This is a genomic window from Leptolyngbya sp. CCY15150 (assembly GCF_016888135.1).
Lineage (GTDB): Bacteria > Cyanobacteriota > Cyanobacteriia > RECH01 > RECH01 > RECH01.
Map to the genome: position 1 here is coordinate 1 of NZ_JACSWB010000087.1, position 931 is coordinate 931.

1 pseudogene is annotated in these 931 nt (G+C 53.4%); it reads left to right on the top strand.

The features are described from left to right. Positions 1-98: 98 nt before the first annotated feature. Positions 99-659 (top strand): annotated as a pseudogene (locus JUJ53_RS00655) (transposase); the annotation flags it as partial. Positions 660-931: the final 272 nt, after the last annotated feature.

The window sequence follows — 931 nt, forward strand, 5'->3', positions numbered from 1 at the left end:
TATTGAGAACAGTGTCAATAGATTGGTTGAAAAAGCTCATTCTTTCGTTCAGGATTCGACAGATTGGGCAAGCTACTGGTCAAAATGAGAATTGCTGCATGAGCTTTAGCAAATTGGACTACTGTCAGTACTTGCTGAGCAGTCCGGTCAACTACACCGTGACGAACTTAGCCAATCACCTTGACGGGATCAGTCACGACCGCATCAATCGCTATGTGCGCGGTGAAACGTTGACGCCTCGCCTGCTCTGGGACAATGTTAAAACGTCTCTGCAAGCCGACCCCCATGCCTATCTGGTCTTCGACGATACGGTCTTGGACAAACGCTTTGCCCGCTCCATCGAACTGACCCGTCGCCAGTACAGCGGCAATGCCCATCGAGTCATTCGCGGTATCGGTCTAGTGAGTTGCCTGTACGTCAACGCGCTGAGCGGGCAGTTTTGGGTGATTGACTATCGTATTTATGACCGCGATGGGGATGGACAGGGCAAGCTTGACCACGTGGCGGCGATGCTGGAGGCGGCGGTCAATAGCAAGGACTGACCCTTCCGAACAGTGTTGATGGACGGTTGGTATGCGACGCAAAAACTGATGGCTCACATCGACCCGTTGGGCAAGATTTACGACTGTCCGCTGAAGCGCCATCGTCGAGTTGACGATTATCTAGGCTCCACCGAAGCCCTGTCGCTCAGCGGTCAGGTTCCAGCAGGGCATTCACCTGCTGGAACCTGACCATATAGCCACCACAAGCCATACCAGGCCCAAGGCAACTGATCTGGCTTGCTGCAAACGAGACGCTTGGACGACGATAGCCAGGAGATTTTTGCCGCCCAGTACTAGGCTTAGACAGCGAGGATGGAATCCGCCGCTTCTTGCCCCATTTGTAGAATGTCTTTCGTCATTGTTTGGGAGGCAACATTGGCGATCGCCTG